Source organism: Bacillus sp. OV166 (assembly GCF_900177675.1).
Taxonomy (GTDB): Bacteria; Bacillota; Bacilli; order Bacillales; family Cytobacillaceae; genus Neobacillus.
Window position 1 is genome coordinate 1,672,577 of record NZ_FXWM01000001.1, and the last position, 19,059, is coordinate 1,691,635.

Annotated in this window: 25 protein-coding genes and 1 tRNA gene; 16 read left to right on the plus strand and 10 right to left on the minus strand. The window is 37.9% G+C overall.

Going from position 1 to position 19,059, the window contains the following annotated elements; all coding sequences use genetic code 11:
- Nucleotides 1–473: 473 nt before the first annotated feature.
- The 3 genes from CCK98_RS07930 to CCK98_RS07940 all read right to left on the minus strand — a co-directional run bounded on the left by CCK98_RS07930 (nt 474) and on the right by CCK98_RS07940 (nt 2,540).
- Nucleotides 474–1,343 (minus strand): ClpXP adapter SpxH family protein, encoded by an 870-nt coding sequence (locus CCK98_RS07930; protein ID WP_256942279.1) that lies wholly within the window; start codon nt 1,341–1,343, stop codon nt 474–476.
- Complete coding sequence (locus CCK98_RS07935) at nt 1,336–1,743, minus strand: globin (RefSeq protein WP_088086082.1); 408 nt, start codon at nt 1,741–1,743, stop codon at nt 1,336–1,338. The genes CCK98_RS07930 and CCK98_RS07935 overlap by 8 nt, the downstream gene beginning before the upstream one ends.
- Nucleotides 1,744–1,949: 206 nt before the next feature.
- Nucleotides 1,950–2,540 (minus strand): CYTH domain-containing protein, encoded by a 591-nt coding sequence (locus CCK98_RS07940; RefSeq protein ID WP_088086083.1) that lies wholly within the window; start codon nt 2,538–2,540, stop codon nt 1,950–1,952.
- Between the two features lie 120 nt (nt 2,541–2,660).
- Between CCK98_RS07940 and CCK98_RS07945 the strand changes: the two genes are divergently transcribed.
- The 4 genes from CCK98_RS07945 to CCK98_RS07960 are packed head-to-tail and all read left to right on the plus strand — an operon-like array spanning nt 2,661 to nt 5,456.
- Nucleotides 2,661–3,026: a hypothetical protein gene (locus CCK98_RS07945; RefSeq protein WP_088086084.1), complete on the plus strand. Its 366-nt coding sequence runs from the start codon at nt 2,661–2,663 to the stop codon at nt 3,024–3,026.
- A gap of 19 nt (nt 3,027–3,045) precedes the next feature.
- Nucleotides 3,046–3,684, plus strand: coding sequence for a GTP pyrophosphokinase family protein (locus CCK98_RS07950; RefSeq protein WP_088086085.1), 639 nt, complete (start codon nt 3,046–3,048; stop codon nt 3,682–3,684).
- A gap of 53 nt (nt 3,685–3,737) precedes the next feature.
- Complete coding sequence (locus tag CCK98_RS07955; protein ID WP_088086086.1) at nt 3,738–4,532, plus strand: NAD kinase; 795 nt, start codon at nt 3,738–3,740, stop codon at nt 4,530–4,532.
- An 18-nt stretch (nt 4,533–4,550) separates the two neighbouring features.
- Nucleotides 4,551–5,456, plus strand: a complete 906-nt coding sequence (locus tag CCK98_RS07960; RefSeq protein ID WP_088086087.1) for an RluA family pseudouridine synthase — start codon at nt 4,551–4,553, stop codon at nt 5,454–5,456.
- A gap of 49 nt (nt 5,457–5,505) precedes the next feature.
- Here CCK98_RS07960 and prpE read toward each other — a convergent pair whose 3' ends face one another.
- Nucleotides 5,506–6,246 (minus strand): bis(5'-nucleosyl)-tetraphosphatase PrpE, encoded by a 741-nt coding sequence (prpE, locus tag CCK98_RS07965; protein ID WP_088086088.1) that lies wholly within the window; start codon nt 6,244–6,246, stop codon nt 5,506–5,508.
- 94 nt (nt 6,247–6,340) lie between these two features.
- On the opposite strand from prpE, the gene CCK98_RS07970 reads away from it, so the two are divergent.
- The 3 genes from CCK98_RS07970 (at nt 6,341) to CCK98_RS07980 (ending at nt 9,732) form a co-directional block, all read left to right on the plus strand.
- On the plus strand, nt 6,341–8,200 hold the full coding sequence (locus tag CCK98_RS07970) for a monovalent cation:proton antiporter family protein (protein WP_088086089.1): 1,860 nt from the start codon (nt 6,341–6,343) through the stop codon (nt 8,198–8,200).
- 121 nt (nt 8,201–8,321) lie between these two features.
- Nucleotides 8,322–9,092 carry an enoyl-ACP reductase FabI gene (gene fabI, locus CCK98_RS07975; RefSeq protein ID WP_088086090.1) on the plus strand — a complete coding sequence of 257 codons (771 nt, stop codon included), beginning with the start codon at nt 8,322–8,324 and terminating at the stop codon, nt 9,090–9,092.
- Between the two features lie 130 nt (nt 9,093–9,222).
- A complete protein-coding gene (locus CCK98_RS07980; RefSeq protein ID WP_179195737.1) occupies nt 9,223–9,732 on the plus strand; it encodes a CotO family spore coat protein in 510 nt (169 codons plus the stop codon).
- A 43-nt stretch (nt 9,733–9,775) separates the two neighbouring features.
- On the opposite strand, the gene CCK98_RS07985 is transcribed toward CCK98_RS07980, so the two are convergent.
- Nucleotides 9,776–10,288 carry a CotY/CotZ family spore coat protein gene (locus CCK98_RS07985; RefSeq protein WP_088086092.1) on the minus strand — a complete coding sequence of 171 codons (513 nt, stop codon included), beginning with the start codon at nt 10,286–10,288 and terminating at the stop codon, nt 9,776–9,778.
- A 137-nt stretch (nt 10,289–10,425) separates the two neighbouring features.
- On the opposite strand from CCK98_RS07985, the gene CCK98_RS07990 reads away from it, so the two are divergent.
- The 8 genes from CCK98_RS07990 to CCK98_RS08020 all read left to right on the plus strand — a co-directional run bounded on the left by CCK98_RS07990 (nt 10,426) and on the right by CCK98_RS08020 (nt 14,191).
- Entirely contained in the window at nt 10,426–10,782 is a 357-nt protein-coding gene (locus CCK98_RS07990) for a DUF1360 domain-containing protein (protein WP_088086093.1), read from the plus strand.
- 82 nt (nt 10,783–10,864) lie between these two features.
- On the plus strand, nt 10,865–11,026 hold the full coding sequence (locus tag CCK98_RS35165) for a hypothetical protein (RefSeq protein ID WP_179195738.1): 162 nt from the start codon (nt 10,865–10,867) through the stop codon (nt 11,024–11,026).
- 148 nt (nt 11,027–11,174) lie between these two features.
- Nucleotides 11,175–11,645, plus strand: coding sequence for a sporulation protein (locus CCK98_RS07995; protein ID WP_088086094.1), 471 nt, complete (start codon nt 11,175–11,177; stop codon nt 11,643–11,645).
- A 16-nt stretch (nt 11,646–11,661) separates the two neighbouring features.
- The gene (gene spoVAC / locus CCK98_RS08000) at nt 11,662–12,141 is read left to right on the plus strand and encodes a stage V sporulation protein AC (RefSeq protein WP_088086095.1); all 480 of its coding nucleotides are present in this window, start codon (nt 11,662–11,664) and stop codon (nt 12,139–12,141) included.
- Complete coding sequence (gene spoVAD / locus CCK98_RS08005) at nt 12,142–13,167, plus strand: stage V sporulation protein AD (RefSeq protein WP_088086096.1); 1,026 nt, start codon at nt 12,142–12,144, stop codon at nt 13,165–13,167. It abuts the gene before it with no gap.
- Between the two features lie 4 nt (nt 13,168–13,171).
- Nucleotides 13,172–13,528, plus strand: coding sequence for a stage V sporulation protein AE (gene spoVAE, locus CCK98_RS08010; RefSeq protein WP_088086097.1), 357 nt, complete (start codon nt 13,172–13,174; stop codon nt 13,526–13,528).
- A 109-nt stretch (nt 13,529–13,637) separates the two neighbouring features.
- On the plus strand, nt 13,638–13,760 hold the full coding sequence (locus CCK98_RS08015; protein WP_088086098.1) for a YjcZ family sporulation protein: 123 nt from the start codon (nt 13,638–13,640) through the stop codon (nt 13,758–13,760).
- A 176-nt stretch (nt 13,761–13,936) separates the two neighbouring features.
- Entirely contained in the window at nt 13,937–14,191 is a 255-nt protein-coding gene (locus CCK98_RS08020; protein ID WP_088086099.1) for a stage VI sporulation protein F, read from the plus strand.
- A 25-nt stretch (nt 14,192–14,216) separates the two neighbouring features.
- Here CCK98_RS08020 and CCK98_RS08025 read toward each other — a convergent pair whose 3' ends face one another.
- From CCK98_RS08025 to CCK98_RS08045, 5 genes are all read right to left on the minus strand, one after another.
- Entirely contained in the window at nt 14,217–16,523 is a 2,307-nt protein-coding gene (locus CCK98_RS08025; RefSeq protein WP_088086100.1) for a UvrD-helicase domain-containing protein, read from the minus strand.
- 137 nt (nt 16,524–16,660) lie between these two features.
- Nucleotides 16,661–17,083 (minus strand): GNAT family N-acetyltransferase, encoded by a 423-nt coding sequence (locus CCK98_RS08030; RefSeq protein ID WP_088086101.1) that lies wholly within the window; start codon nt 17,081–17,083, stop codon nt 16,661–16,663.
- Between the two features lie 5 nt (nt 17,084–17,088).
- Entirely contained in the window at nt 17,089–17,601 is a 513-nt protein-coding gene (locus tag CCK98_RS08035) for a YjcG family protein (RefSeq protein WP_088086102.1), read from the minus strand.
- A gap of 122 nt (nt 17,602–17,723) precedes the next feature.
- On the minus strand, nt 17,724–18,446 hold the full coding sequence (locus CCK98_RS08040; protein WP_088086103.1) for an esterase family protein: 723 nt from the start codon (nt 18,444–18,446) through the stop codon (nt 17,724–17,726).
- 38 nt (nt 18,447–18,484) lie between these two features.
- Nucleotides 18,485–18,778 (minus strand): hypothetical protein, encoded by a 294-nt coding sequence (locus tag CCK98_RS08045; RefSeq protein ID WP_088086104.1) that lies wholly within the window; start codon nt 18,776–18,778, stop codon nt 18,485–18,487.
- Nucleotides 18,779–18,970: 192 nt separating this feature from the next.
- On the opposite strand from CCK98_RS08045, the gene CCK98_RS08050 reads away from it, so the two are divergent.
- Nucleotides 18,971–19,042, plus strand: a tRNA-Val gene (locus tag CCK98_RS08050).
- Nucleotides 19,043–19,059: the final 17 nt, after the last annotated feature.

Sequence of the window (19,059 nt, forward strand, 5' to 3'; positions counted from 1 at the left end):
ATCTTTAATAATGCGAGTATTTGGAGGAAAAAGCCAAACAAAATAAACAGTACCATAATAATGAAAGGGAATTTTCTCATCGAACATGGCCACCCTTTTAAAAAGTAGTTTTCATTCTTCGTACTATTATGTCTATTGTCCATTCCATGAAATTATGATTTTTGACAATTATGTGAAATAAAGCACAAACTTATTGTCAATATCTTTTACCCCATGCTATATTATATACGTGAAGTTGATCACAACAAACATATACCCCTTTGTTTGAACCGTGAAAAATTTCTCCCATCCCCTTTGTTCGTATAATAGAAAAATGCCTTGCAGTATAAAAGCTGCAAGGCATTTTCGTTTTTTTCATAGGATCTGTTAAACGAGGCTGTTGATTTCAGCTCCAATCAACTTAGCCTATAAAACCAACAATAACCCTTTAACATGGCCTTAAATTAAAAAATGCCGTTTGCAAACGACATTTTCTATTCTTCGATATATCTCCAAAAGGTTCCATATTTAGCGGGGATTTGTTCGACTACTTGCTTTAATAGTAGTTTCTTCATCTCCCGTTCAATTTGCGAAATAGACATATTATAAACAACAGCAATTTCCTTTGAGGCAACAAATTTAAAAAATTTCATAAACGTTTCTAACGGAGGCGGGGGAGATTGCACTGGCTTTTCAGAGAGCATTTCCTCTAAAATTTGGACATATACCTCATATGGATAAGAACCAGTTATCTTAATTCCTTCATCCTCTACATTTTCATTGAAAAATACTAACGTAGGAATTTCTTGTACATCCATTTCAGATGTGATCTTCAAATCACATTGGAAGGCTTTCGCAGCACTTTCGGAATGGATATCATACATGAATTCCTCCACATCTAAACCTAAACTCTTAGCGCAATCCTTTAACACTTCAAGATTAGAAACATTTAGTTTTTCTAAAAACAAGCCCTCTTGTATTCTTCGCAGGAAACGAAGACCAGCACGTCTCCCTTGCAATTCAGCTGCTTTTAGAGCTATGGAAACTGTAAAAGGAGAATCGACGGGATTCTCTAACCATAGGCTTCCATCACATGACATTCCTGACCTGCTAGCAGTCTTTTCCCAAACTTGAGCGAGATTCTCAAATTTCTTTTTCTTACTCAAATTTAAATCAGCTAATCGACCACTCAAAATATGCTTAATTGAAAAATAACGGCCATATTCGATTTGAAGCTTCTTTAAAATGGGCTCTAATGCCCAACATTCCGGGCATAATGGGTCAATAAACATATAAATCTCAATTGGCTTTTTCTCATTTCCGCCACATTGTTGCTTGGAGCGAGAAGATCTTGAACTATTCACTATCTTCACCTAATACCTCACCATCAGGCGTGTTAATCATGTGTTGGGCAGTAAGATGAAGTCTTGAATAAAATTCGTCCCTTATTGGACCATTTAAGCCAATTTTGTCCATTGCTTGAGTCATGCAAGATAACCATGCTTTCGCACGTGTTGGAGTAACTGGAAATGGCAAATGGCGAGCACGCATCATTGGATGGCCATGTTCTGCTGTATACAAAGCAGGGCCGCCTAAATATTGAGTTAAGAATTGCTTTTGTTTACGAGCAATTTCTGTAAATTGATTTGGGAATATTGGAGCAAGATCAGGATGTTGTGCAACAAGTCCATAAAAAGTGTCCACAAGATGGTGTAATGTATCTTCACCAATGGATTCAAATGGTGAAAGCTTTCTCTCAATCATGTTGACAACTCCTTTAAAGTATTATGTAGATTTATTTTAACAATGCCTATTTCATATCTCAAATTAATTGCTTTGAAAATGTGAATTTGTCACTCTGAACACATTATTAATGTGTACCAAGTGAGCAATTCTTAAAAGGAGAATGAGGCAGTAGTATGTTGGAAAAAACTCCAAATTGAAACTTCCCTTTAGCTAATTTAAAGAATTTAATCACGTTTTGTTTGTTCGTATTTTTTGTTATAGAAACGGCGAATTTTATTTTCTGTTTTTCGTGTAGGAATCTTAAATTGTTTAAGAAATTCAAGAAAATTTTTTTCTCCAACCTGATAGTTTTCAACCTCATATTCTAATTCATAATCCTCTTCACTTAGATAAATACTATGGTCCAATACCAGTAAGCCTTGTTTGTAATTGAATTCTACTCGCTCCGTAATTAATGATCCAAAATATTCAATAGTTGAAAAAGAAATTTGGTAGTCTTCGATAAGACGCTGAATGATCCCTGTTGGAAGTCTCCCATGGTGAATTGCGGTAGAGGCTTCTTCTTCCCCTATTATCTGATTTGTCTCTAGCAGCCCTACAGATGCCGGCTGTTTTAAGGTCATTTCGTAGGCCCCTCCCTTTTTACGAATTCTTAGTGCAGAGTCTTTACTTTTTAAAGCAAAATCAGGTGTATCAAAGTAGTGGTTTTCTTGTGAAAATAATTGGTTTTTGTCTATCTTGAAATACTTAAGGAGGCTTTCATATTCTATTCTTGTTAGCATATTTTTAAATTCGATTTCAATATTTTGCGTCATGCCGAACTTCCTTTCAACTGAGTGTTTTCTTTATTATCTCACTTCCAACTTAAACATCAATCCTTGGGAGAAATGGATGAATTATGCTAAAATAGGTAGGTAGACAATGGAGGTAAAGAGATGAAGAAAAATATTGCAATCCTAAAGGCATACATAAATGAAGATAAACTATTGTTAGAAACAAATGAGCCAATTCTGGAATTGGTTCCTGGGGAACAGATTCTTGTAGACTCTGCCCAATACTCTTTCATTTACTTAATGGAAGATAAAAATGATTATACATATATCGTTTTACATGAACAAATCTGGCCGCTTTTAAAAAATGCCCAGGAAAAAAAGTTGCCTGTCTGGGTCACCTTTAATGATGAGCAAAAAGAACTAATAAATTTTCATGATGAATTTGATTATCTCTTAACAAATATTAAAGGTAATAGTAATTATGGAAAAGAATTGGTTACAAAAGTAGAGTGTATTTTCTTAACATAATTTGTTTTGAGGTGAAATCATGAAGCATTGGGACCAATTTTTAGCTCCATATAAACAGGCTGTTGCAGAATTAAAAGTAAAATTAAAGGGGATGAGAGGTCAATTTGAACTCGATGCTACTCATTCACCGATTGAATTTGTGACGGGAAGAGTTAAACCAATCGCAAGTATTCTTGACAAAGCGAATCAGAAAGGAATACCACTAGAAAGATTGGAAGAAGAAATGCAGGATATTGCAGGTATGCGTATTATGTGTCAGTTTGTCGATGACATTCATACGGTTGTCGATTTATTGCGAAACCGGAATGATTTTGAAATCGTAGAGGATAGAGATTATATTTCCCATAAAAAGTCAAGCGGGTACCGGTCCTATCATGTTGTCATAAGCTACCCCGTTCAAACGATACATGGGGAAAAGAAAATCTTAGCGGAAATTCAAATACGAACTTTGGCAATGAATTTTTGGGCGACAATTGAACATACGCTTAGCTATAAGTATAAAGGTGTTTTTCCAAGTGATATTCAAATGCGTTTGCAAAGAGCAGCTGAAGCGGCATTTCGGTTAGATGAGGAGATGTCATTGATTCGTGGTGAAATTCAGGATGCTCAGGCCTTTTTTACAAGAAAGAAAGAATTAAAACAAGAAGAAAAGGATTAATTGTCATAACCGTCTTTTGAAAAGCCATTCAAGTCACAAGGAGCAAAAATACTATGAAATTTGCGATAACATCAAAAGGAGATCAAAAATCAAATATTTTAATGCACAAAATGAGGACCTATTTACTTGATTTTGATCTTGTGTACGATGAGGACCAACCAGATATAGTTGTTTCCATTGGTGGTGACGGGACACTCCTTTATGCCTTTCATCGCTATAGCAGCCGTTTGGATAAAACAGCCTTTGTAGGAATTCACACAGGCCATCTCGGCTTTTATGCAGATTGGATCCCAGATGAAATTGAAAAGTTAGTGATTGCGATTGCTAAAACACCCTATCAAGTCGTGGAATACCCATTGTTAGAAGTGATTATCCGTTACTCACATGCAGGGAAGGAATCAAGGTATCTTGCCTTAAATGAGTCAACTGTAAAAAGTGTCGAGGGGACACTCGTCATGGATGTGGAAATCCGCGGACAGCATTTCGAGCGGTTCCGTGGGGACGGCTTATGCGTTTCAACACCATCGGGTAGTACCGCCTATAATAAGGCACTTGGCGGGGCGATTATCCATCCTTCGATTTCTGCCCTCCAAGTGGCTGAGATGGCATCGATAAATAACAAAGTCTTTAGAACAATAGGCTCGCCGCTTATTCTCCCTGAACACCATACATGTATGCTTAAACCAGTGAATCGGTCTGATTTTCAAGTGACCATCGACCATCTGACCTTGCTTCATAAGGATGTAAAATCAATCCAATTTAGGGTGCCAGAAGAAAAAATCCGCTTTGCCCGTTTCCGGCCGTTTCCTTTTTGGAAAAGAGTTCATGATTCCTTTATTTCAGATTGACGAGAAGGGGCCATTATAATGACTTCCCCGTTTCAAATGAAGTGGAAAATTAGTGAAAGCGATAGTGGAAAACTTTTAAGAGAATTTTTAAAGAAGGAAGAAATTTCCAGAACGGCCTTAACGGATATTAAGTTCAAGGGCGGCAGTATCCAAGTAAATGGAGAAGAAGTAAATGTTCGATACAGGTTGGCATTTGGGGATGAAGTAATGGTTATTTTCCCCATGGAGAGTCCTAGCGAGGGACTAAAGGGCGAAGAAATCCCGTTAACGATTTTATATGAAGATAAGTATTTGTTGGTTGTCAATAAACCCGCAGGAATGAATACGATTCCGTCTCGAGAACACCCCGTACACAGCTTGGCAAATGCCCTTGTAGGCTATTATCAGCGCAGTGGGCTGCAGGCTACAACCCACATAGTAACTCGGCTTGACAGGGATACTTCAGGGATTGTTCTAATTGCTAAGCATCGCCATGTCCATCACTTGTTCAGTTTGATGCAACGGGGTGGGCAGGTGAAAAGGACATATGAAGCTTTTGCTGGAGGCTGGATTTCACTAGATAGTGGCACGATTACAGCGCCCATTGGCCGCAAAGAGGACAGCATTATTGAGCGGGAAGTTCGTGCGGATGGTCAATATGCCTGCACTCATTATCAAGTGATCGAGAAACATATTGCATTTACCTATTTGGAGCTCACACTTGAAACCGGACGAACCCATCAAATTAGAGTCCATATGTCTTATTTAAACCATCCTTTGCTAGGTGACGATTTGTATGGGGGAGATCTAACATTAATTGCTAGGCAGGCTCTTCATTGTAAAAGAATAAAATTTATTCATCCGTTTTCAGGAGAGGAAATGATTTTTACTGCACCATTACCGAGGGATATGAGTGAAATTTTAGAGGCTGACTCGCTTTTATAGGAGGCAGCCTTTTTAATTTGAGCTTGCGTGCGATCCCGCTTTTTCAATTTCAATCAAATTGCTTAAACTTTTCCTCTACATATGGCATAGTAGATTTAATCGAAACCAATTCCATTTCAGGATATCTTAAGGCGGTTAGGTTTCCTCCGAAGACTGCCCCAGTATCAATATTATAGGTATTATTGATGATTCTTGGCTCATTCACAGGAGTATGTCCGTAAACGATACATGCTTCACCGTGATACTCTTTGGCCCAATCTCTTCTAATCGGTGAACCGTCAGGGTGTTTTTTACCTGTTATATCGCCGTAAAGGACAAATTCTTTGACCTTAGTATGCGATTGTCCGATAAATTCCTCCTTAATCCCTGCATGGGCAATAACAAGCTTTTTGTTGTCTATTACTAAATATAATGGAGCCCTTTCATAAAGTTCGGTGAATTTTTTTCGAATGGATTGCTGCTCTTTTTTATATAATGATTCATATTCGGCAACTGTTGTTTCTAACCCGTGGGCAATCTGAACTTTGTTGCCAAGGAAGAAACGGTATAACTTATTACAATGATTCCCTGGTGTGTAATAGCCTGTTTTTTCTTTAATGACTAACTGCCATACAATTTCGATTACGTTAAGTGAAGCAGGTCCCCGGTCTGTTAAATCACCGAGAAATCCCAGCACTCTATTATTGGGATGTCTCGGGATACCGTTCTCCCATTTATAACCAAGTGAAATGGTCAGTTCCTTTAATTCCGTTAAACACCCATGAATATCACCGATTATATCAATTTTCATAAATTCAACTCCCTTATATCGATATTTTTTGCCTTAGAGTTAGTTTTTATAAAAAGGATTCTAATCTAAAACTTTTTTGAGAGGAGTTACATGAATGGAGCAGCAGGTTTCAGTTATTTCTTTATTAATTGTTGTTACGATTGCATTTTTAACACCGATTCTTTTACATCGGTTTAAATTGAATTATATCCCTGTGGTCGTCGCTGAAATTATTATGGGATTGGTCATCGGTAAAAGCGGTTTTGATGTGGTCCACGAAGATATGTGGCTCTCAACCCTATCGACCTTAGGGTTTATTTTTCTCATGTTTTTAAGCGGACTTGAGATAGACTTCACGGCCTTTGCTGGGAGGAAATTGGGTAAAAAGCTTCCAAATGGAAAAAAAGAGCCTAATTCATTTGTAGTTGCGGGGCTAATCTTTGCAGGTATCTTTATTTTCTCACTTGGTTTATCCTTTTTGTTTGTGATAGCTGGTTTTATTGAGAATGCCTTTTTAATGACGCTGATCATTTCGACCATATCATTGGGTGTTGTTGTGCCTACTTTGAAAGAGGCACATCTGATGAAAACCGTCATCGGACAAATTATCTTATTGGTTGCGGTCATAGCCGATTTAGTAACGATGATATTGCTTGCTGTCTTTGTATCGCTATATGAATCAGGACATGGAAATACGTGGCTGTTACTTATTTTATTTGCCGCAGGTATCGTTCTTTATTTTCTTGGCAAAAGATTTAAAAATCGAACTTTTATAGAAACACTTTCAACGGGAACCGTTCAAATAGGGACGAGGGCAGTGTTTACACTGATCATCGTATTAGTAGGGCTTTCTGAAACAGTGGGTGCAGAAAATATCTTAGGAGCGTTTCTAGCAGGTGTCCTTGTTTCGTTGTTATCTCCGAACCAAGAGCTTGTACATAAGCTAGACTCATTCGGGTATGGATTTTTGATTCCCATCTTTTTTGTAATGGTGGGGGTAAAACTTGATATTTGGTCCCTTTTTAATGAAAAAAAACTCTTATTATTGATACCGTTGCTATTACTGGGGCTGCTTTTATCAAAACTAATCCCCGTGTATATTTTGAAAATTTGGTATGAGTTGAAAACAGTCATTGCAGCGGGTTTTTTACTCACTTCTACTCTTTCACTGGTCATTGCGGCAGCGACAATAGGAGAAAGGTTAGAAATCATAACACCGCAGATGAGCGGCACATTAATATTGGTTGCTGTAATTACGTCTATTTTTACACCGATTGTTTTTAAAAAGTTATTCCCTAAAGAAGTGGTTGCTAATAAAAGGGTAAACGTGGCATTCTTAGGTGCCAATCAGACCACATTGCCCGTCTCACGAGAATTAAAATCAGGCTTGTATGATCCAATCTTGTATCATACACAAATGGAGAAATCAGAAAAGCAAATTGCTAATTCTCTTTTTGACATAGTTGAAATTCCCGATTATTCCCTTGAAACGTTGGAGAATACAAACGTCTTTCAATCAGAAGTTGTAGTGATTTCAACAGGTGATGAAAGAGTAAATGCTACACTTTCTGTAGCTTCGAAAGAAAAAGGAGTTTCTAGGGTCATTGCCCGAATAGAAAGTCCTGAATTAGAGGAAAGCTTACGGGAGCATAATATAGAAGTGTTTTCTGCCTTTATGTCAACCAAAGTATTGCTTCGGGCCTTAATTGAATCGCCAACCTTGTTAAATATATTAACAAATCAGGAGACAGGACTTTATGAAATTGTTATGCTGAATAGGCAATTTGATGGGATGTCTTTACGGAGATTTCCTTTTACAGGAGATATCATATTTGTCCGAATTTTCCGTGGCAAGGATTCCATCGTCCCACATGGAGATACAGAGCTGCAAATGAATGACCGCTTGATTGTTACTGGATCGAAGGAATATGTGGATGAACTAAAAAGAGAGTTAGAATTCTGCGAAACCTGTTAAAGTATTTTTGAAAAAATGTTGTTTGATGTGTTGAACTTTTCATTTGTCGTAAATTAGTGTAAAATTAGTACCAAGTACTAATAACTAATAACTAATGTAATAGTAGGAGGACTTTTTCAATATGAATCTTTCTTTATCTGGAAAAACTTATGTAGTAATGGGTGTTGCCAATAAACGCAGTATTGCATGGGGAATTGCCCGCTCATTGCACAATGCAGGAGCAAGATTAATTTTTACCTATGCAGGTGAAAGATTAGAAAGCAGTGTTCGTGAACTTGCTAATTCCTTAGAGGCTGAAGGGACACTTGTTTTACCGTGTGATGTTACACGCGATGAAGACGTTGCGAAGTGCTTTGCTGAAATTAAAGAAGCAGTTGGGACTATTCAAGGCGTGGCACATTGTATTGCTTTTGCAAATAAAGAAGAACTAAAAGGTGAATATTTGAATACAACGAGAGAGGGCTTCTTGCTCGCTCATAACATCAGTTCATATTCATTGACAGCTGTTGCCAAAGAGGCAAGAGGATTAATGACTGACGGAGGAAGCATTGTGACATTGACTTACTTAGGCGGTGAGCGTGCCCTTCCAAATTATAATGTCATGGGAGTTGCCAAGGCTTCCCTTGATGCAAGTGTTCGTTACCTTGCAGCGGATCTAGGAAAAGAAGGCATTCGTGTTAATTCCATCTCAGCTGGTCCGATTCGGACTTTATCTGCTAAAGGTGTTGGTGATTTTAACGCAATTACAAAAGTAGTGGAAGAAAGAGCACCATTACGGAGAGCTACCACACCGGAAGAAGTAGGCGACACAGCGCTATTCCTTTTCAGTGAACTTTCACGAGGAATTACCGGCGAAAACATTCATGTTGATTCCGGATATCATATTCTATAAGGATGATGATGAAGGCCCGCATTTGATGCGGGCCTTTTTGCTTGCAGTAAATTTCTTATTTTCCTATGAACGCCTATGGGCCTCTAGCATAAATATAATGTGTAGGATTACGTAAATGGAGGTACAGAGCATGTCGGAAAAGAAAAGTAAAGGTCCATTACTCTATATACACCAGCCGTTTGCAAGGACTCCTGCAACTAACATGCAGGACATTTATACGAGCAGACAGGAAGATGAAGAGCTGGTTGAGGAAGAAAAGCTGGTAGAGGCTGAAAGCAAAAAGAAAATTTCTCTTTTAAAAATGGAAATAGTTCAAGAGCTAATAGGAACGGAAGCATCTAGATCAGATAATCCAGCAACAAAATCAACAACATCGATTCAGGAAAGGAAGCATTCTCCCTTTAACAGGGTGAAACCCTTTAAAGAAATGGATATTAAAGAACGATTAGATTATTTAATCAACTATCCAATAGTCCTTCCGCCTCCACCATGCGTTTTTATTACCGAAGAAAAAAATTATCAGGGATACCTAACAGAGTACGATGGAAACGAAGTAACGATTCGTTTTCATGATAAATCGACTAAAACAGTGCCGGTCCAAACACTTAAAGGGGTTATCCTGATTGGACTCAAAAAATAGAGACAACAAAAAAGCCAGCCGATTATACCGACTGGCAATATTTTTAGTTGCAAATTCCTAAGTTAACATCCGCAATACATTGAACAGCGCAGAAGCATCTTAAGTCAACTGTAATGCAATCGTTACTTGCGCGGAAACGTTCAACTTGACAAACCTTATCGAGGTTAATACAACACTTATCTCCACCTGAAACTAAGTTTACTGGGCAGAAAGTTCCACCTTCACGGCGACCAGGTACTAATACACGAAGTGTAGCACAGCAGTTATCAAAAACATCTTCGACACGGAAGTAGATGGATACACATGCATTGTTTTCGTTACTAAAGAAAGCGTGGAATGGTGAACCATCCGCAGTACTTAAAACAAAGACACGAGTATCAACTGGATCTCTCCTTGCTGGTGATACCAATGTACCCAGTGGCTCATTGAAGCAACTGGAACATTCAGGACATTCATCTTCTTCTATAGCATTATCTTGGATATCCTTAATTGCACGAACGACTTCGCAAACACAATTACCTTTATGAAAATCATGATCATTATTTCCACAACCCATTTATTTTTCCTCCTTAATCCGATAGATATCTTACATTATTAACATATTTCACAGAGCACTTTTGGGTAACGGACAATAGCCTTGTTTGAGTAAATTAGGCGAAAAAATGTCTCTGAAAGGAAGAAAGGAAACACAACATGAAAATAACTTTATTAAACCTGGTTATTCTATCACTTGCGTCTTTTAGGCTAACAAGATTATTTGTTTTTGATAAAATAACCGAATTTATTAGGGAGCCTTTTTTCAATGAAATCAAAGAAGTAGATGATTATGGTGAAATCGAGGTTTATTATGTACCAAAGGAAAAAGGGGTCAAAAAGTTCCTCGGTGAACTTCTTAGCTGTTATTGGTGTACAGGAATATGGACTTCTGTAGGAGTTGTCGGTATATCACTTCTATATCCAATCGTTTCCTACCCTATAATATTAATTTTAGCGGTTGCTGGCATTGCATCAATATTGGAGTTAATTGTACAGTATTTTATCGATAAATAAGATGTTTGCTGAGACAAGACCTACATCTTGGTCATATTCTAATACAAGTAGGAATGAATTGATAGCAAGGGAGAGAGAATTAATGAGTCAGAAAAAAAGGAGAAACCAATATACAAACACAACACAAGGTACAGAAACAACACAAGATATAGAAACAACACAATCCACTCACATGTATCAACCGTCAAAATCCATAAAGCAAAAAGGTTCAGGTTGTGGCTGCGGAAAAAAAACTTCTAAATAGGCTTAAGGGAACTGCCAGATTGACTGGCAGTTTTTTTGTTTTACGAAGGAATATAGATAAATTACTCGTAACTAGTCATAATTTTAGACAATATCGAAAAAACTACCTATAGTGATGGTTAAAAAACGGAATAAGGGATGGGAATCAAATGAAAGCTATTCATCATTGGGTATTATTCGCTTGTTTATTATTACTCTCCTCCTGTAGTCAAAATCCACAGGTTAAGGATAGTCAAATAGCCCTTATGAAAACAACGAATCCTAATCCGATCGTAACCGGGAAAAGCATAAGTAAAAATCATGTAAAAGAAATTGAACATGATGTAAGCGCGTTTCCAGAATTATATGATGTGGCCGTTATAAAAGGGAAAAAGGATACACTAGTGGTATATAAGGTTAAGCATTTGCATCGGTTTAGAATGAAAAAAATTGAAAAAAACATCAACAAAATGCTTGAAGAAAAATATCCCAATGATAACTTTACCATTTCAAGTGACTACAAAATTTTCCTTGAAGCAGTGAGACTTGATGAGAGAATGAAAACCTCCTCTAAATTTTCTCATCAAAGGGCTGAAAAGCGCTTTAACGAAATCGTTAAAATGACGAAAGATATGAAGTAAGAAAGGAAGAATGAAGATGGCAACCAGTAAGCAGAAGAACATGACGCCTCAGCAGCGCAACTATCAACAGCTTCAGCAGAAGCATGAAATTAAAAGGCCTGTTTTGAAGAATTGTATGAAGGCATTTTTTGTTGGTGGACTTATTTGTGTTGTCGGCCAAGCCATCAGTTACTTTTATATTTACTTTTTTGATTTTACCGAACAGAGTGTAGGAAATCCGACCGTGGCAACAATGGTCTTTCTATCAATGTTACTCACTGGCTTCGGAATTTACGATCGTCTCGGACAATTTGCTGGTGCAGGAAGTGCTGTGCCCGTTACGGGCTTTGGTAATGCCGTAATCTCGGCATGTATCGAACATCGAACGGAAGGCTTTGTTTTAGGTGTAGGTGGAAATATGTTCAAGCTAGCTGGATCGGTAGTGCTCTTCGGTGTTTTCTCAGCTTTTGTTGTTGCGCTTGTTAAAACGCTGTTAGTGATTTGGGGGGTTTTGTAATTGCTAAAAGGGCACCAATCTTGGATATTTACAAATCGGCCAATGATCACTGCTACCGGGGTTACTGGTGGACCATTTGAAGCCAATGGAAATTTAGCCAATGATTTCGATTTATTATATGAAGACTTATGGATGGGAAAGGAGTCTTATGAAAAAGCTCACCGTTTACTATTAGAAGAAGCAATTAAAACTGCTTTACAAAAAGGGAATGTTGAAAAAGAGCAGATTCAATTTTTATTTGCTGGAGACTTAATTAATCAAATTACACCAACCAGTTTTGCAGCAAGGACAATGCAGATTCCATACTTTGGTCTGTTTGGGGCTTGCTCAACGTCCATGGAAGGGCTGGCCTTAGCCTCTTTTGTGGTAAATTACCAGGGGGCAAAATACGTGCTTACGGGTGCATCAAGTCATAATGCAGCAGTCGAAAAACAGTTTCGATACCCAACAGAGTATGGAGGTCAAAAGCCTCCGACTGCACAATGGACGGTAACAGGTGCTGGTGTAGCTTTAGTTCAACCAAATGAACCAGGACAGATGCACCCAGTAACAACTTCGGCAACGATTGGAAAAGTCATCGATATGGGATTAACCGATCCGTTTAATATGGGCGGCGCGATGGCACCAGCAGCAGCTGATACAATTATGGCCCATTTCCGCGATCTTCAATTAGACCCCTCATATTATGACTTGATTGTAACTGGAGACCTCGGCCGAGTTGGTCATGATACAGCTTTTGAGGTAATCAATAAGAGTGGACTTCAATTAGAACGAAAACAATTTCAGGATTGTGGTTTATTAATGTATAAGGATGATCAGCCTGTACAATCGGGGGGAAGCGGTGCGGGATGCTCAGCCACAGCCTTATATGGGCATTTACTGAACCAAATGAAAAAAGGTACATATAAACGAATCTTAGTAGTTGCGACGGGGGCTCTGTTATCCCCGCTCAGCTTTCAGCAAAACGAATCGATCCCATGTATTGCACATGCTGTTGCTATTGAAATGAATGGAGATAAGGGGTGATCCTATGCTAGCAATGTTTTTCTGGGCATTTGTTATTGGTGGGCTAATCTGTGTTCTAGGGCAGCTTTTATTTGATGTTGCCAAGCTTACACCTGGTCATACACTAAGTTTGCTGGTTGTCATTGGAGCTATATTAGATGGTTTTGGACTGTATGAGCCCCTAGTTGACTTTGCAGGGGCAGGTGCTACCATTCCAATTACCAGTTTTGGGAATTCATTAGTCCATGGGGCACTTCAGGATGCAGAGAAACATGGGCTGATAGGAGTACTCACCGGTATGTTCCAAGTGACAAGTTCTGGTATCTCTGCAGCTATAATATTCGGGTTTCTTGGTGCACTAATCTTTAAACCTAAAGGATAAATTACTCATTATTAATATCCAATTTACAGAAATGGATGTCGCGCCTACACACAGTATAAAGTAATTTCATATGTTATTAATGAGATTACAGAAGTGAGGTGACATTTCTATGGGCTTTGGTTATGGCGGCTGCGGCTACGGATACGGCGGTGGATACGGGTACGGTTCAACTTTTGTGTTAATCGTAGTATTATTCATCCTTTTAATCATTGTTGGTGCAAGCTTCTATTAATAAACAGTAAGCTTATATTAATGGAAGGGGAAGGGGTTGGCCAAAAAAGTGGCCAGCCCTTTCTTTACTTGTTTAGCGTATGCGCCTAAGGGCGCGTACGCTTTTCCTATTTAATTCACCATTTTCTCTTTCCTTCATACAATAAAGTAGTTTATAAAGGAGCGTGATCTTTTACCATGGATAATGGATTTTTTAAAAACATTGAAAAGAAAACGGGAGTTAATATGAAAGATATCTTAGATTTAGCCAATTCATTACAAAATGCGAATTTTAAAGATGAAAAAACAGTCCGTAATGTGATTCGTCGGGTTTCTCAAATTGCCAATAAACCGGTAAGTAAAGAAATGGAAGATCAAATTGTAAAATCAATTGTTAACGATGGAAAGCAGCTTGACCTTAATACAATTTCGAATATGATCAATAAAAAGTAAAAGAAGAAGACCACTTTCCTAAGTTTTAGGAATCGGTCTTCTTCTTTTTAGTAAGAGGAATTAGGAACCTTGAGCGATTTGCTTTTTTCCCTCGTCTATTTTGCAGAATAGAAATAAATAGCTGCTCCTTTGCGCGAGTCATCGCCACGTAAAATAGTCTTCTTTCTTCTTCGAGTGCAGTAAAGTCACCATTTCGATAGGCTTCCAAGGCAAAATCATGCGGAAGGCTGCCATCGACTGCGCCGATCATATAAACGGTTTTGTATTCAAGGCCTTTTGAGCGGTGGATTGTACTTAGGCTGATTGCTTCATGAAAATGTTTACTTAAATTTTTGATTTCTTTGTTCATCGCCGACATGTGCTCGGAATGAGCTAGAAATGCTTCAATTTTGTCGAAACTTTTTGCAGCCACCTTTAAATCCTTAAGATCGTCCGATCCTTTTTCAAGTTTATTCGATTCATTTCCGCGTTTTTTCAGAAAATCAAGAAAGCCAATATCTTTCTCGACCTTTTCAATCGCAGTGTGAGGTGAAGAATGCTTTAACCCTCGAATAATCGTGACAGCTTTTTTTAATTTCTTTTCCTGAAATGCATGGGCTGTCGTTAAATGTGCGAGTGCCTCAAGAAGACTGCAGTCTTTTAGGATACTTTGTGCTTTTAATTCTTTTAGGACTGCCTGCTTTAAAAATAATAATGGTAAAATGTCTGACATTGCTTGCGTGTCATCCTCATTTAAACTCACCTTTAGAAATGCCAGGACGCTTCTCACAATATAGCGTTCGTAAAAAGCCTCTGCATCCAAATCAATTTTAAAAGGAAGATTGGAGCCAGCCAGTCTTTCAAACACTGCACGAGAACCTGCATTGGTCCGATAAAGAATGGCAAAGTCTGAAGGATTTGCACCAAGTGAAATCCTCTCCTGTATATCGGTAACAATCATTGTTGCTTCTTCCTCTTCATCATAGGGGAAAAATAACTGTGGGAGTTTTTCTGATGAAAACTGTGCTTTCATTTTTTTTATTCTTCTTATATTATTAGCTGCAATCATTTGATTAGCAGCCGAGACAATTTCATGAGACGATCGATAATTTTGATCAAGTGTGACCATTTTGGCATAGGGAAAATCTTTTTCAAATTCTAGCAAATAGCTTGGGTCACTACCCCGAAACGAATAGATCGCTTGATCATCGTCGCCAACGGCACATACATTTTTGTGTTTTCTGGATAAAAGTTTGATCAGCTCATACTGGACCTTATTAATATCCTGAAACTCGTCAATTAAAAAATAATGAAACCGATTTTGATATTGTTCAAGCAGGGAAGGGGTGGTGGCAAACAGTTGATAGCAGCCAATTAGCATATCGTCAAAATCAAACAGACCTTCTTTTTTCTTATAGGCTTCATATCTTTTATATAAAAAGACTGCTTTTTCTTCCCATTCGGTGGTGGGCTTTACTTCATCTGGCATCAGCAGAGAGTTTTTCCATAATCCGATTTGCTGAAGAGCTAAATCATAGGCAAATTCTTTTTCAGACAAGTCGAGTTCTTTGCCAGCTTCCTTCAGGATTTTGTCTCGCTGCCATTCTTTTTTGAGCAGCTTATTTGAAGACCAATTAATTGAATCATGGAACATAAGAATACGATAAAAAATACTGTGAAAGGTTCCGGTAACAAGCTGATTGATTTTATCTCGTTTCATTTGCGGATAGGAAAGCAGACGGTTTTTCATTTCAGCAGCTGCTTTTGACGTGAATGTAACGAGCATGATTGTCCTTGGGTCGATGTGTTTGTCATCTAGCATAAACGCTGTTCGTGCTGTTAACACCCGAGTTTTGCCACTCCCTGCACCAGCAAGGACTAATAAGGAGCCTTCTGTCTCCATGACAGCAGCAGCCTGACTTCCATCAAGAACAACTCCACTGTCTGCAAGTTGCTGTAAATAAGGTGAGCGCTCCTCATGTTTGTCACTAATTGTCTGTTTAAACGCAACCGTATATTCAATATTTATGGACTTTTTGAAAAGATCCACGCTTTGCGGGGTCTGTGTAATGGTTCTACCCTTTGGGATGCTAAATCCGTTTACTTCGGAAAATTGTTGTGTATCTACTTTTTCTTTTTCCGCTATTATTGTAGGCTCTGGGCAATATATTTCAGGTGAATGTGTATGGTAAAAATGCGGATCCTTCTGAATACCTAAAAACAATCGAACGTTCTCTTTACATGCAGGGCAGCTCAGTTGACCATTTTTTCCGGCAAGGAATATTTTTTGATATTGATCCCTGCTTAATTGTTCAAGGACAATATTCTGATTTTGATAAATTGCTGTTTTCATAATTTTTACCCTCTATATCCAAAAATCAAGACATGTTCTATCATATCAAAACCTGAGGGTAACTAAAAGGGTTTCACCGACATTGCTGGAATTACCAAAAAGCACTTGCCACATAAAGCGTCAAGTGCCTCCTTCGTTTATATTTCTTTTACCATCGTTTTATGAGGAATTCCAGCATCCATAAATTCCTCTGAAACAATCTCATAACCAAGTCCTGCATAAAAGGGGATGGCATGTGTTTGAGCATTTAGCTTTAATTTATGAATATCTTTTTGAAGCGCATAGTTCTCAATTGCATTCATAATCGTTTTTCCTGCACCAGTTTTCCTTGTCTTGTTCAATACACAAATTCGTTCAACTTTTCCATAGCCATCAACGAAACGAAATCGACCAGCAGCAATTGGAGAACCTTCATCGTACATGACAAAGTGTTCTGCCTCGCCCTCGTAGGCGTCGATTTCCTCTTCGAGAGGTACATTTTGTTCTTCAACGAAAACGATTTTCCTAACTGAATAGGCATCTTCAAGTTCTTTTTGATTTTCTACAATCTTGACTGTCACTTAAACTATTCCTTTCCAAGACGAAATGTTTCAAAAACGGTCCAGGAACCATTTTCTAATTGATAAAGTAGATGGAAACGGTCAACCGTTTCTTCATGATTAATCTTAGTCATGCGCAGTGATCCAAATACATCAGAATGCTCATCATTGGATAGCTTTTGACCAATCGTGATATGTGGAACAAATGCATATTCTAAGTTTTGCTCCGTAAATTCTTGATTGACTTCATTATGCAAGGCGGAAAGTTCATCTGTCTTGTCTACTTTGAAATAAATAACATTATTTACAGGCTGAAAAGAGCTGATTTTTGAAGTCTTTAATGTGAATGCATTATGGCTAGCAGCTACTCTCCGTAACTTTTCAGCGTATTCCTTCGCTTCTTCTTCAGTCGCTTCAAATCCAGTTTTCAATGTTAGGTGAGGTGTAATTAAAGCATAATGCGGGTCATAACGTTTTCGATAGGAATTAGCTAAATCCTGTAGTTTTTTTGATGGAAAAATAACAACTCCAAATTTCATACGTATACCTCCGTTTTGATGAACTGACCTTTTTTTTTAAAACAAAAAATTAACCTTCCTGATATTATAGCAAATTTTCAAAAAATATTAAACGACTTATCTTGATGTATATTCTAATAAGATTAAAATAGCATTTTAAGAGCCCGTCTTAAATCTGGCTGCCAGTAGGTCCAAGTATGATTCCCTTTAAATTCTTCATAAAAATATGTAATGGGTTTTTCTGAAATTATTTTTGAAAGCTTCCGGTTAGGGGTCAGGAAATCTTCAATTTTGCCATTTGTTGTCTGAACTTCAGTTTCTTGTTCACCTATCACGTGATAGAGTTGTAAAATCTGTCCATCCGAGAAGTTCTGGACCGAATTCAATACATTTTCATCCACATATGGAGATTGTAGAAGGACTTTTCCAAATGTATGAGGATATTGAAGGGCAGCCATTAACGAAACAGTTGCGCCCAGAGAATCTCCAATAAGCGCTCTGGTCAAGCCCATTTGATAAGTTGGAAACTCTTGATCTAAATACGGAACTAATTCATGGGCAAGAAAGCGAATGTATTGCTGATTCTGTTCGCCTTCAGGATGGTATTTCCTGCGGCGTTCTTCTACATTCTTATAGGGTACCCCAACAATAATTAAATTTTCAATTTCCCTTTCAAAAAGATACTCGTCTGCTAATCGGCCAATTCTGCCAAGTTGGAAATAATCCCTGCCATCCTGGGCAATCAGCAGCGAATACTTATATAATGGTGAGAAATTTGCAGGCAGATAAACGAGAAGCTGTAAATCTTCTCCAAGCTCCCTGCTGTGAAAGGTAAGTTCTTTGATTGTGCCTTTTGGAAATTCCATGCAATTATTCCCCCAATAATTCGATCTTTACCACTGCATTATAACAAAACTAAAGAGGAAATGCTTTTAATGATCGGAGGGAAGATTGTTATATGAATGTAGGTAGGAAGAGGATTAGTGAAGGTAGCGTTGTTTCGTGCGAGATTCAGGCATAATCGATAATATATTTTCTCGTTTAAAGGTGCGCATTTGTTTGCGTAGCAAACACGAATGTATTCGTCCTGAACTTCCTTCACAATCAACTTCCGTTGTGAGAGTTCTTGGTTGTCGGCTAAATAAATCATTTCTAATGGAATATTTTCCTCGATTGAACGGATGAAAAGCCCATCCATGTGAATCACCCCTTTCGTTTTCTTATGTTATTATTATATCCAAACATTTGTTCTTTATTCAATGAAAATAGAACGAATGTTCCTTATTTGGGATGATAAACAATGTCATCAAAAAAAATGTAAGAATAATAATTAAACTATTGACATTATCACAAATTTTTATATAATTATTTATGTAGTTTAAATAAATACGACTTGTTAGCTCAGTGGGAGAGCACTTCCTTGACAGGGAAGGGGTCGTGGGTTCGAATCCCTCACAGGTCATCAAACAATGCCTTGGT